The organism is Pseudomonas graminis, from assembly GCF_900111735.1.
In the GTDB taxonomy this organism is placed as follows: Bacteria; Pseudomonadota; Gammaproteobacteria; order Pseudomonadales; family Pseudomonadaceae; genus Aquipseudomonas; species Aquipseudomonas graminis.
This window is the reverse complement of the sequence record NZ_FOHW01000033.1, coordinates 1-12706: the sequence shown is the minus strand read 5'-3', so window position 1 is coordinate 12706 and position 12706 is coordinate 1. Positions and strand designations below refer to the sequence as shown.

Genomic DNA, 12706 nt, shown 5'->3' with positions numbered 1-12706 from the left:
TTTCACAGCCCGCCTGTGACCAGGAGACCCCGCATGCATGATTTGCAACTGGACGATCTGAACGCCACGGATGAAAACGCTGCGATGGTACTGCTGGTCGACGATCAAGCCATGATCGGCGAGGCCGTCCGACGCGGGCTGGCGCACGAGGACAACATCGACTTCCATTTCTGCGCCGATCCGCATCAGGCGATTGCACAGGCGATCCTCATCAAGCCGACCGTGATTCTTCAGGACCTGGTCATGCCCGGCCTGGACGGCCTGACCCTGGTGCGCGAGTACCGCGCCAATCCGAAGACCCGTGACATCCCGATCATCGTGCTTTCGACCAAGGAAGACCCGATGATCAAGAGTGCCGCCTTTGCCGCCGGGGCCAATGATTACCTGGTCAAACTGCCGGACAACATTGAACTGGTCGCGCGCATTCGCTACCACTCGCGCTCCTACATGACCCTGCTGCAGCGCGACGAAGCCTATCGAGCGTTGCGCGTTAGCCAGCAACAACTGCTCGACACCAACCTGGTGCTGCAGCGCCTGATGAACTCCGATGGCTTGACCGGCCTGTCCAATCGCCGCCACTTCGACGAGTACCTGGAGCTGGAATGGCGCCGGTCCACCCGGGAGCAGACGCAGATCTCGCTGTTGATGATCGACGTGGATTACTTCAAGGCCTACAACGACGCCTTCGGCCATCTCGAAGGTGACGAGGCGTTGCGTCAGGTCGCCAAAGCGATCCGCGCCAACTCCAGCCGTCCCTCCGACCTGCCGGCGCGTTACGGTGGCGAAGAATTTGCGCTGGTACTGCCCAGCACCTCACCGGGTGGCGCACGCCTGCTGGCGGAAAAACTGCGCCAGACCATCGCCGGCATGAACATCCCCCACGTCGCCCCGAGCCAGGGCTCGAGCCTGACCGTCAGCATCGGTCTGGCCACTGTCGTGCCGCAAGTTGGCAGCCACAGTCGCCAGCTGATTCAGAGTGCGGATCAGGGGTTGTATGCCGCCAAACACAATGGCCGCAATCAGGTGGCGGTGGGGTAGGGCGAGGATTTGCATTCCTGCGCGCTCTGGCCGTAACCGGGTCGGGTCCTTGGCAACAACAACGAACGCGGCGCACCCCTGCCCAACGGACTGCCATCCCGGGTTTGCCTGCGTTATACTCGCCGGCTTTGTGAAAATCGCCTGCGAGTGCTGCCCACCATGGAAATCAACCCGATCCTAAACAGCATCAAGGACCTGTCCGAGCGCTCCGAAACCATTCGGGGGTATCTTTGACTACGATCACAAACATGATCGTCTGACCGAAGTTAACCGCGAGCTCGAAGATCCAAACGTCTGGAACAACCCGTCGTACGCCCAGGAGCTGGGCCGCGAGCGTTCGCTGCTGGCGCAGATCGTCGACACCCTCGACGAAATGAGCACCGGCCTGGTGGATGCCAAGGACCTGTTGCTGATGTCCGCCGAAGAAGAAGACCAGGCCGCCGTCGACGACGTTGCCGCTGAAGTCGAGCGCCTGCGCGAGGCCCTGGAAAAACTGGAATTCCGTCGCATGTTCAGCGGCGAGATGGACCAGAACAACGCTTACCTGGACATCCAGGCCGGCTCCGGCGGCACCGAAGCCCAGGACTGGGCGAACATCCTTCTGCGCATGTACCTGCGCTGGGCCGACAAGCGCGGCTTCGACGCGACCATCATGGAACTGTCGGCCGGTGAAGTCGCCGGTATCAAAGGCGCCACGGTGCACATTAAGGGCGAGTACGCATTCGGCTGGCTGCGCACCGAAATCGGCGTACACCGGTTGGTCCGCAAGAGCCCGTTCGACTCCGGCAATCGCCGCCACACCTCGTTCTCTGCCGTGTTCGTGTCGCCGGAAATCGATGACAACATCGAAATCGACATCAACCCGTCGGACCTGCGTATCGACACCTACCGCTCCTCCGGCGCCGGTGGTCAGCACGTCAACACCACTGACTCGGCGGTCCGGATCACCCACGTTCCGACCAACACCGTGGTCAGTTGCCAGAACGAGCGTTCCCAGCACGCCAACAAAGACACCGCGATGAAGATGCTGCGGGCGCGCTTGTACGAGCAGGAAGTGCAGAAGCGCAATGCGGCCTCGCAAGCGCTGGAAGACACCAAGTCGGATATCGGCTGGGGTCACCAGATCCGCTCGTACGTACTCGATGCCTCGCGCATCAAGGACCTGCGCACCAGCGTCGAACGCAGCGATTGCGACAAGGTGCTCGATGGCGACATCGACGAATACCTGATCGCGAGCCTCAAACAGGGCCTGTAATCGCCACACCACTGTTGCGGGTTGGCACGTCACCATGACGCCGCCGCCCGCGATCCTTCGTCGCACTTCCCGGCCAGACGAAGGGCCACGAACCTGTGATGGATAATCAAGACATGAGCGACCAACAACTCGACCCGCAAGCCCAGCAACAGGAAGAAAACAGCCTGATCGCCCTGCGCAAGGAAAAACTTGCGGCCGAGCGCGCCAAGGGCAATGCCTTCCCGAACGACTTCCGTCGCGAAAACTACTGCAACGACCTGCAGAAACAGTACGCGGACAAGACCAAGGAAGAGCTGGCTGAAGCGGCGATTCCAGTCAAGGTTGCCGGGCGCATCATGCTCAACCGTGGCTCGTTCATGGTGATTCAGGACATGACAGGTCGCATCCAGGTCTACGTCAATCGCAAGACGCTGCCGGAAGAAACCCTGGCCTCGGTTAAAACCTGGGACATGGGCGATATTATTTCGGCCGAAGGCACCTTGGCCCGCTCCGGCAAAGGCGATCTGTATGTCGAAATGACCAACGTGCGCCTGCTGACCAAATCCCTGCGTCCGCTGCCCGACAAGCACCACGGTCTTGTCGACACCGAACAGCGTTATCGCCAGCGTTACGTCGACCTGATCGTCAACGATGAGGTCCGCGAAACCTTCCGTATTCGCTCGAAAGTCATCGCTCACATCCGCAGCTTCCTGATGCAGCGCGACTTCCTTGAAGTCGAAACGCCGATGTTGCAGACCATCCCGGGCGGCGCCGCGGCCAAGCCGTTCGAGACTCACCACAACGCGCTGGACCTGGAAATGTTCCTGCGCATCGCGCCTGAGCTGTACCTCAAGCGTCTGGTGGTTGGCGGGTTCGAGAAGGTGTTCGAGATCAACCGCAACTTCCGTAACGAAGGCGTTTCGACCCGGCACAACCCCGAGTTCACCATGCTCGAGTTTTACCAGGCCTACGCTGATTACGAAGACAACATGGACCTGACCGAAGAGCTGTTCCGTGAACTGGCCCAGCTGGTTCTTGGCAGCACTGACGTGCCGTACGGCGACAAGGTCTTCCACTTCGGCGAGCCGTTTGCGCGTCTGTCGGTGTTCGACTCGATCCTCAAGTACAACCCCGAGCTGACCGCCGATGACCTGAACGACATCGACAAGGCCCGCGCCATCGCCAAGAAAGCCGGCGCCAAGGTGCTGGGCTTCGAAGGTCTGGGCAAGCTGCAGGTGATGATTTTCGAAGAGTTGGTCGAGCACAAGCTGGAGCAGCCGCACTTCATCACCCAGTACCCGTTCGAAGTGTCGCCGCTGGCCCGTCGCAACGATGACAACCCGAACGTCACCGACCGCTTCGAGCTGTTCATCGGCGGCCGTGAAATCGCCAACGCCTATTCCGAGTTGAACGACGCGGAAGACCAGGCCGAGCGCTTCATGGCTCAGGTGGCGGACAAGGACGCGGGCGACGATGAGGCCATGCACTACGATGCAGACTTCGTCCGGGCCCTGGAGTACGGCATGCCGCCGACAGCGGGCGAGGGCATCGGCATCGACCGTCTGGTCATGCTGCTGACCAACTCGCCGTCCATACGTGATGTCATCTTGTTCCCGCACATGCGGCCGCAAGCCTAAGCGTCAAAACAAGCCGCCTGCGCAGGGCGGCTTTTTTTTGGCTGTTTGTTGAGTGCGCGGCTGCATTTGGAGATGCTATCGCGAGCAAGCTCACTCCTACACGGGCACTCCGCCGATTGTAGGAGTGAGCTTGCTCGCGATGACGTCGGCGCAGACACCGCCGCAAGCTGACGTTGCTGTGATGTGAATGACTCGAAAAAAGGAAATCCAGTTGTGAACCGCACGATCGCTCAAAAGGGAGCCGCTGGCCTGGCCACGGCAGTCGCACAGAGTGTTCAGTACCAGGGCCGCAAGGCGAGTCGACAGGGAAGTGAACAGCGTCGGCAACAGATTCTCGATGCGGCCATGCGCATCCTCATTCGTGACGGCGTTCGGGCCGTGCGTCATCGCGCGGTGGCCGCCGAAGCGCAAGTGCCGCTCTCTGCCACCACCTACTACTTCAAAGACATCGATGACCTGCTCACCGATGCCTTCGCGCAATACGTTGAACGCAGCGCGGCGTACATGGCCAAGCTGTGGACCAACACCGAGGCGCTGCTGCGCGAGATGGTCGCACGCAATGACGGCAGCGCCGAAGCCCGCGCCCGGCTGGCCGATGAGATCGCACGAATGACCATGGAGTACGTACGCCATCAACTGCTGACACGTCGCGACCAGCTCATTGCCGAGCACGCCTTCCACCTCGAAGCGCTGATCAACCCGCGGCTCGCGCCACTGGTGAGTGCCCACCAGCAGATTCTGTTGCAGGGCAGCGCCCAGTTTCTCGAAGTCGTGGGGTCGGCTCAGCCGCAACTGGACGCCCAAGTGTTGACGGGGCTCATCTGCCGGATGGAATATCAGGGGCTGCTCAACGGGCCTCGGCCCGGCACAGACGAAGAAATGCTCGCTATTCTTACTCGCCAGATGCATCTGGTACTGGGCACTGCCAAGCCGATGGCTGGCTGATACCTCAAGGAGAACCTGATGAAAGTCTGGCGCGTACTGCTCGCCCTGTCGTTCGCGCTGTTGAGCGGATGCCTGGTGACGTTCAAGGACCCGATTCCGGCCAGCAACACCGCCCCGCCCAAATTACTCGGCACCTGGAGCAGCAAAAATGCCTGGGGCGAGCCGCTCGAACTGGAAATCAGCCGCGCCGGCCCTGATCGCTACAAAGCCGTTAGCTACCGCAAAGGCGATCGCAAGAACCGTGACGAGTACGCCTTCACCGTGTCGCGCCATGGCAGTCGCTGGTACGTCTCCGCTGCGCTGCCTGACAAATACGGCGCCAATTACGTCATCGCCGGTTTCGACCTGATGGAAAACGAGAACGGTGCCGATGAACTGGTGGTCTATGACCTCGACCTGGAGCGGTTTCAGCAGTTGGTCGAGCAGAAGCTTCTCGACGGCGAGCGGGTCGATACGGTCAAGGGCGACGGCATGCTGATCTCAAGTCCCATGGACAAGGTCTTTGCCTACCTCGACGACCCGGCCAATTCCGACGTCTTTCTCAAAGCAGCTCAATATCAGCGCATGACCAAATAGCGCAACGGTTCAATAAGGGGTACCGGGTGGACGAATACCAGCAGACTATTCGCACGTTGTCCGATCGTATCGTGGTGGCGCAGACGCCGATTCGCATCCTGGATGCCGTGAAGTGGGATGACAACATCCGCAAGACATTCCTCGACGGCAAGGGCAAGCACCTGCCGGAAGTCGATCGCGCGTACTACGAGAATCGCCCGCTGGGATTCGATTCCGGCGCGGTGAAGCTGGAGTTTCAGAACATCGAGCGTGACATCACACGGCAGCTGGGCCAGTTCAACCCGGTCGGGCAGATCATGCGCCGCATGTGCAAGGAGTACCGGATGGTCATCCGCATGCTCGAAGCGCGCGGCACCCCGGACTTCGGTTTGATCTCTCAGGAGCTGTACGGCGCGGCGTCCGATGCTTTTCACGCCGGCGACCCGACGCTGTCCGACCTCGGCATGATGCTCTCCGATTATCTGAACAACATTGCCGGTCGCGGCGATCTCAAGGACGAGCCGAAAATCCTGACGGCCAAAGACGCCGTCGCCATGCTGCAAACCCGGCTCAATCGCACGTTCGGTGAGGCTGAAGAGACGATCCGGGTGTTTGAATCCGACGGCATCGTCGCGGACGCTGCGGCCGGCGCCGACTACATCAAGATACGCAGCGACGCGATGTTCAACGAGCGCGACGTGCGGGCGCTGGAAGTCCACGAAGGCCTGGTGCACGTCGGCACCACGCTCAATGGTCAGAATCAGCCGATCTGCACCTTCCTGTCCAAAGGCCCGCCCTCGTCAACGGTCACCCAGGAAGGCCTTGCGATTCTGATGGAGATCATCGGTTTTGCCTCCTACCCGAGCCGCCTGCGCAAGCTGACCAACCGCACCCGCGCCATTCACATGGCCGAGGAGGGCGCCGACTTCCTGCAGGTGTTCGACTTCTATCGTGAGCAAGGCTTTGGCATGTCCGAAAGCTACGGCAACGCCAGTCGGGTATTCCGGGGCTCGGTGCCGAATGGGCTGCCATTCACCAAGGATCTGTCCTACCTCAAGGGCTTCATCATGGTCTACAACTACATCCAGTTGGCCGTGAGAAAGGGCAAGCTGGAGCAGGTGCCGCTGCTGTTCTGCGGCAAGACCACCCTGGAAGACATGCGCACGTTGCGCCAGTTGGTGGACGAAGGTTTGGTTGTACCGCCCAAATACCTGCCCGATCAGTTCCGCGACATGAACGCACTGTCGGCGTGGATGTGTTTCTCCAACTTCCTCAACCACCTGAGCCTCGACCGGATCGAAGCGGATTATTCGAATATCCTCTGATACGTCCTCGTTTGACTGGGACTTGTAGGAGCCGGCTTGCTGGCGAACGCGTCAGTTCTGCCGCCATCTGGGCAGCGGCCCCGAGGCCTTCGCCAGCAAGCCGGCTCGTACGGTTTTGTATCGTGATCTATCGTGAATTGAAGGACATCGTGTGAAGCGTCTTCTTACATTGCTCCTGGTCATCTCCCTCAGTGGTTGCAGCGAATTCCTGTTCTACCCTGAACGCGGTTTGCCGCTGACGCCGGACAAAGCCCACCTCGCCTGGCGCGATGTCACCCTTACAGCGGCCGACGGCACCAGACTCAACGCGTGGTTTCTGCCAGCCAAGCCCGGCGTGCCGGTGAAGGGCACGGTGCTGCACCTGCATGGCAACGGCGGCAACATGGCCTGGCATCTCGCGGGGAGTTGGTGGTTGCCGGAGCAGGGCTATCAAGTGCTGCTGGTGGATTATCGCGGCTATGGCCGGTCCGAAGGTGAGCCTAGTCTCCCGGCCGTTTATCAGGACATCGACGCGGCGTTTGACTGGCTGAACGCGGCGCCTGAAGTGCAGAGCAAACCGCTGGTGGTCCTCGGCCAAAGCATCGGCGGGGCGCTGGCCGTGCATTACCTGTCCGAACATCCGCAGCAGCGCGCGCGGGTCAAGGCGCTGGTGCTCGATGGCGTGCCGGCGAGCTATCGTGAGATGGCGCGCTATACCCTCAGCACGTCGTGGCTGACGTGGCCCATCAAACGGCCGCTGTCGTGGGTAATCCCCGACGGCGACAGCGCCATCAACGGCATGCCGCAGCTCAAGGGCACGCCGATGCTGCTGTTCCAGAGTCTGGATGACACGCTAGTGCCGCTGCACAACGGCATCAGCCTGTATCAGGCCGCGCCACCGCCGCGCGTTCTGCAACTCACGCGCGGGCCTCACGTGCAGACTTTTAACGACCCCACATGGCGTGAGGTCATGATTCGTTATCTGGACGATCCGCAGCACTTCAACGGGCTGCGCAGGTTGGGGGAAATTCCTAATTATCCTGATCCTCAAACCGGCAAGGCGGCGCCGTCGTCCCAACCGCCAGCGCACGAGTGACGATGAGTAACGACGCTGATCGCATCCCGCAGATACTCACCGGAGTCGCCTGTGCATAAGGGTGCATAAGGGGACGGTGCATAAGGGGACAGATTTATTTACAACGCTTCACCGTAAATTAATCTGTCCCTGCTGGTGAGGTATTCGCCAGCTCCATGGGCAGCGCCCTGTCTCTTTTCATCCACAAGCGCGGAACTGAAAAATGGGGCGTTCCCTTAGCCCCTGCTGCACACGTATTACTTTTTTCTTGAAGCGAGGTTTCTCCGTGCGGCGTCAGCTACATCCTCATCTTCATCTAGAAACAGCTTTTCAAGAATGCCAAGGGGCGTTTTTCTGTTGCAGGCTATCCCGCATCTCACCACGGAGTCGGAATCTTCTGACAGACTTTCAAACAGATTCTGCGAGAGTTTTCTTTTGCTTGCTACGAATCGTTTACTTTCAGGGTCGGCTGAGCACAACTCTTCAAGAATCTCGAGCGGTACTTTTTTATTGTGTACTGCATAAGGGGACTGATTTATTTACAACGCTTCACCGTAAATTAATCTGTCCCTGCTGGTGAGGTATTCGCCAGGTCCATGGGCGCCTTCGCGTTTTCTTCTTCGCTCTCGCTTTCGATGTATTGCTTAAACTCTTCAGCGCTTGTGATCATAGTCAAACTCCTTTCGTATCCCTACATTTCATGCGCTTCATGACACTAAAGGGTGCCTTGCCCTCTGTTCCTAGCCTGTTTGCTCTCAAACTCTTAAATTCTACGCTGGTAGTTCTCCGCCGCCACACAAGCAACGTCTTCGTTCACATCCTGACGCAGTCGGTCAAGGATTTCCAACGGAGTCTTTAAATTGGTACATATTGCGACCCGGACGTCAGAATCTTCATCTTGTGAGAGGCGCTCGAACAATGTAGTAGAGAGTTTTCTTTTACGTGCCACGAACCATCTGGTGCTGGCATCGAACACACACAGCATTTCGAGAATCTCTACCGGCACGGTTTTATTGTGCGCGACCCACCGCCTGTGATCGGGAAATCTTTCTATTACCTCACGCCATATGGCAATTGGCGCTTCCTCCATGGCGGATCGGTCATATTCGGCTTTTATGTCACTGTCTCGCAGAGCTACAAATTCTTCAGCGGAACTTATCATTTCAAATTTGTACACTTTTGCGATTGGGTTTTATTTTTCTCGATGGTATTTCGCGATTCAAAGCGATCCGCCCCTTTAATGACGTCTCCGTTAACCATGGTCGAACCCGCTCGCCTTCTTTAGCCTGCTAACCTTTTCCTAGTTGCGTAGTTTCTTTTCGCAAGACGAGCAACGCCCTCATTGTCGTCCTGAATAAGCCGCTCAAGTATCGCGTCGGGAGTTTTTTTATTCGACGCTATTCCAATTCGCACCGAAGAATTTAAGTCTCGTGAAAGGCTTTCAAATAGAGCAAGCGATAGCTTCCTTTTTCTGGCAACGAACGGCCTGCTATCCGAGTCGACCGCGCACAGCTCCTCCAGAATCTCCAATGGGATTGTTTTATTGTGAACAACCCACCTCAGATAGTCAGGATATTTCTTAATCACTTCTCGCCAGACGGAACATGGAGCTTCTTCCATGGCCGCTCTGTCGTACTCAGCTTTTATCTCGCTACTTCGTAGCGCTACAAATTCTTCGGCGGACCTAATCATTTCACATTCTTGCACTTTGGGAGTTAAAGAGGACTTGTTCCATTCAACTCTCCGCCTTGCTTTTATTTTTTCTGATGTTGTAGTTATCCCTTGCGGCGCGGGGCGCCTCTTCGTTTGCGTCCTGAAAAAGGCTTTCGAGAATATCCATCGGCGTTTTTTATTAACGCTAATAAACTAAAGGGTCCGTCCCCACTAGTCAATTCTTCGCTTCATGATCACCGTGAATGTCCGCGTCAACGACCCACGCGCCAGTTATATGAAACTTAAGGGATCCGTCTCCTCTGGTCCACTTTACCCCTTTACCCCTTTTCTACTGTCGGAGGATGCTTAAGGCGAAAGGCTTTATATAACGGTACTTCATTATCCTGATCTCCATCCTCTAAGCATCTGTGTTGTTTGTTGCCAACTGCAGTTCTCAGCAATTCGTACAAGCTTGGGGATCGAAAGCCTACTTCGAGCCAGAGTGAATTGGACTCCTCTAGTGTTAGTCTCGCATCATAAGCTGCTTCACTTTTCACACTCAGTTCTTTTAAGTAAACACATTCGCCAGTCGCACCAATGTATGCCGTGCTGGATTTCACCAATTCAAGAACATTGCGAGCTGAAAGCGAGTCCGCGAATACTAATCTGAATTCATAGCTCATAATCCGTGTGGCCTCCCCCGGACGATAGGTAAATCTTTAGGGTTACGAATACCAATATGGTACTTATTTGGATCGGTTGTTATCCTCCCCTGATCGTCAAGCTGGTTTTCAGATGGGTCCTCCTTGTGTATGTGCGCGTTGTTACCTGACTTGTAGGGGCAAGGGTTCTGGTTCCCGTATTTGTGGACCCGCACCTCGGATCCGTCCTTATGAGTCCATATTTCATTCACACCGTTATCCTTTGTCTTTGAGAATCCGGCGCTTTCCAGCATTACTCCTGCTCTGACAACGCTCCGACCTTTCATTCTTGGTAGATCTGAGGAAGCTGAAAGTCCCAGCGGGTCGATCCAACCCGTGGGGTTTGGCACGTAGTGGTAGAGGTTAAGCCCGCCGTTGTAGCCAATCGGATCCTTGCTGATAAACGACCGACCGTTGGATCATAGTACCGATGCCGGTTTTAGCGCAGGCCGGTTTCGTGGTCGTGGTATTGGCCCTGGAAGCGGATTGGGTTGGTCAGGCCGACTTGCTCGGCGAACTCAGAGCGCTGTTCTCGCGCTTCACCCCACGCCTTGTATTGGGCGCTCCAGGCGGTGTTGCCGTTGTGGTCGGTGATTTCCTGCGGCGTGCCGAGGTGGTCGCATTGGTACCAGGCCAACGCATCAATTGGCAGTGAGAGCTAAAGGGGTGAGCTAAAGGGGTCCGTCCCCTTTAACTATTAGACACTCCAATGTTCACTGGTCGACTATTTGCCAGATTAGAGGCGGCCGTCCCTTTTACACTCATGTGTTACTGACGCTGGGATTGAGTCAGGCCCAGGCCGGGAGCAGGTTGGGTTTGACCTCGGGACGGTACACCAAGGTGGGTGACGTAGGAGTTAAAGGGGTCCGTCCTCTTGACTATTAAATGTGCACCACACTGAACATTTCTCTGTTTCGCAAGATTGCTAAGGTCATCTGCTTCCCCGCACTTAATATATGGATAACGGGGCTCCACCCCCTTTAACCTTTTTATTTACGTCAGCGCGTATTTGCCGACACGAAACTCATAAAGATCTTCACTGTAACTTTCCGTGTAGTCGATAGTGATTTCTGTACTAAGGTCAGTGCTTATCAGTCTGACTTCATCGCTTTGATGCTTGTTGAACTCGAACTTCATATTTAAATTGAAATTACGGACAATATATGCGCCACAATATCGCCAGTCCTCGTCCATGAAAAGATAATAGTCGCCACCAACTGCTTTTGATAAGCAATGCCTCAGGCATTCATGTAGAACGGAAAACTCAGTATTTTCCGAAAATGTATTTTCATTTTTTACTAGCTTATTAATTATATTATCTGTCTCAGCCAGGCTCAGAAAGAGTCGGTCTTCTGGGTCGATGCCTAGAAGGAATTTAAGCTTTTCTTTATATCTTTCACGCAGGCTGTTGCCGTGAGCTTTTCTGTACAGCAATTCTTTTTTATAAGGATTAATAGTCATTGGCAGCATCCTTCGGAGTAGAAAGCTTTCCCTTTTCCATTTCGAAGCTGTGGGCGACCATATTTACTCATTCTCGGATTTCCGATGCTATCAACTTTCACCCGTCCAGCTTCCCAGTGCGGTTTGTCTGGGTGGCTGACATCCATCGTTTGCTGTTGAACAGATGAAAATCCTGTGCCACCGCCAGTTCGGGGCGTGTCATACGTGAATTCTAATCCCGACGAGTTCCTAGATTGGCTAACTGGCTGTTGGCTAGTGGGAATGCGGGCTTGTCTCATCGCTTCCCGTCGCGCAGCCCTTGAGGTAAGGAACGGGTTGTATTCCCCGCCAAGAGGGTCATTGCTTAAACCGCTTGGATCTACCCATAGCACCGGGTTAGGTGCGTAGAGGTAAAAGTTTAGCCCACCACTGTATCCAATGGGATCCTTGCTGATGAACCGGCCGACCCTTGGATCATAGTATCGATGGCGGTTGTAGTGCAGGCCCGTTTCGTGGTCGTGGTATTGGCCCTGGAATCTGATCGGGTTGGCCAGACCGAGTTGTTGGGCGAATTCAGAACGCTGTTCCTGCGCTTCGCCCCAGGCTTTGTATTTCGCGCTCCAGGCGGTGTTGCCGTTGTGGTCGGTGATTTCCTGAGGCGTGCCGAGGTGGTCGCATTGGTACCAGGCCAACGCATCAATTGGTAGCGCGACGGGTTTGTAGTTCCAGAGCGGGTCTTCTTTGAAGTTGTAGCGACCTTCGTAGGCCGGCTGGCTGACGAGTCGGATGGTTTCGTGGCGGATGGCCTGGGCCACGGGAACGAAAGTGCCGGGCTCGTGGATGTAATGCACCGTGCGGCCGAGAGCTCCGGCGTAGGGCGGCGGGCTGCTTTCCCAGGCGAGGGTGTCGCCATCCCAGCCGTACAGGGTGAAGCCGCAGCCGAGCTCGCGCTCTTTACGGGCGTGTTCGTTTTCGTTCCAGCCGGTGCCGGCTTCGGGGCGTGGGCGGTAGTGGGCTTTGGAGAGTTTGTAGAGGCGTCTTCCGAGGGGGTCGTAGCCGAAGTCGACGGTAAGGCGCGGATCGCAGAAGTGCACCAGACGATCGAAGAGATCCCAGTGCAGTTC

11 protein-coding genes and 1 pseudogene are annotated in these 12706 nt (G+C 56.6%); 7 read left to right on the top strand and 5 right to left on the bottom strand.

The window, feature by feature from the left end; translation table 11 throughout:
- Window positions 1-33 precede the first annotated feature (33 nt).
- From BMY98_RS20645 to BMY98_RS20620, 7 genes are all read left to right on the top strand, one after another.
- On the top strand, window positions 34-1038 hold the full coding sequence (locus BMY98_RS20645; RefSeq protein WP_074892257.1) for a response regulator: 1005 nt from the start codon (window positions 34-36) through the stop codon (window positions 1036-1038).
- Window positions 1039-1197: 159 nt separating this feature from the next.
- A protein-coding gene (gene prfB / locus BMY98_RS27000) for a peptide chain release factor 2 (RefSeq protein WP_108120905.1) occupies window positions 1198-2293 on the top strand; the annotation gives its coding sequence in 2 pieces (ribosomal slippage) (window positions 1198-1269 and window positions 1271-2293; 1095 coding nt in all).
- 113 nt (window positions 2294-2406) lie between these two features.
- Entirely contained in the window at window positions 2407-3909 is a 1503-nt protein-coding gene (gene lysS, locus BMY98_RS20640) for a lysine--tRNA ligase (protein ID WP_074892295.1), read from the top strand.
- Between the two features lie 213 nt (window positions 3910-4122).
- Window positions 4123-4854, top strand: coding sequence for a TetR/AcrR family transcriptional regulator (locus tag BMY98_RS20635; protein ID WP_083398846.1), 732 nt, complete (start codon window positions 4123-4125; stop codon window positions 4852-4854).
- Between the two features lie 18 nt (window positions 4855-4872).
- The gene (locus BMY98_RS20630; RefSeq protein WP_074892253.1) at window positions 4873-5430 is read left to right on the top strand and encodes a hypothetical protein; all 558 of its coding nucleotides are present in this window, start codon (window positions 4873-4875) and stop codon (window positions 5428-5430) included.
- Between the two features lie 26 nt (window positions 5431-5456).
- A complete protein-coding gene (locus BMY98_RS20625) occupies window positions 5457-6734 on the top strand; it encodes a flavohemoglobin expression-modulating QEGLA motif protein (RefSeq protein WP_074892251.1) in 1278 nt (425 codons plus the stop codon).
- A gap of 151 nt (window positions 6735-6885) precedes the next feature.
- A complete protein-coding gene (locus BMY98_RS20620; RefSeq protein WP_074892249.1) occupies window positions 6886-7809 on the top strand; it encodes an alpha/beta hydrolase in 924 nt (307 codons plus the stop codon).
- Window positions 7810-8551: 742 nt separating this feature from the next.
- On the opposite strand, the gene BMY98_RS20615 is transcribed toward BMY98_RS20620, so the two are convergent.
- The 5 genes and pseudogenes from BMY98_RS20615 to BMY98_RS20590 all read right to left on the bottom strand — a co-directional run.
- Window positions 8552-8965 carry a hypothetical protein gene (locus tag BMY98_RS20615; protein ID WP_175514196.1) on the bottom strand — a complete coding sequence of 138 codons (414 nt, stop codon included), beginning with the start codon at window positions 8963-8965 and terminating at the stop codon, window positions 8552-8554.
- A 104-nt stretch (window positions 8966-9069) separates the two neighbouring features.
- A complete protein-coding gene (locus BMY98_RS20610; protein ID WP_074892245.1) occupies window positions 9070-9480 on the bottom strand; it encodes a hypothetical protein in 411 nt (136 codons plus the stop codon).
- 970 nt (window positions 9481-10450) lie between these two features.
- A pseudogene (locus tag BMY98_RS27695) lies at window positions 10451-10791 on the bottom strand (RHS repeat-associated core domain-containing protein); the annotation flags it as partial.
- A 344-nt stretch (window positions 10792-11135) separates the two neighbouring features.
- Window positions 11136-11603, bottom strand: coding sequence for a hypothetical protein (locus tag BMY98_RS20595; protein ID WP_074892242.1), 468 nt, complete (start codon window positions 11601-11603; stop codon window positions 11136-11138).
- The coding region (locus BMY98_RS20590) for an RHS repeat-associated core domain-containing protein (RefSeq protein WP_139214549.1) at window positions 11600-12706 on the bottom strand (1107 nt) is incomplete at its 5' end. The genes BMY98_RS20590 and BMY98_RS20595, both read right to left, overlap by 4 nt.

Excerpts from the sequence above, each read along its gene's own strand:
- BMY98_RS20595 (WP_074892242.1), bottom strand. The coding sequence starts at position 11,603 with ATGACTATTAATCCTTATAAAAAAGAATTGCTGTACAGAAAAGCTCAC.
- BMY98_RS20630 (WP_074892253.1), top strand. The coding sequence starts at position 4,873 with ATGAAAGTCTGGCGCGTACTGCTCGCCCTGTCGTTCGCGCTGTTGAGC.
- BMY98_RS20645 (WP_074892257.1), top strand. The coding sequence starts at position 34 with ATGCATGATTTGCAACTGGACGATCTGAACGCCACGGATGAAAACGCT.
- lysS (WP_074892295.1), top strand. The coding sequence starts at position 2,407 with ATGAGCGACCAACAACTCGACCCGCAAGCCCAGCAACAGGAAGAAAAC.
- BMY98_RS20610 (WP_074892245.1), bottom strand. The coding sequence starts at position 9,480 with ATGATTAGGTCCGCCGAAGAATTTGTAGCGCTACGAAGTAGCGAGATA.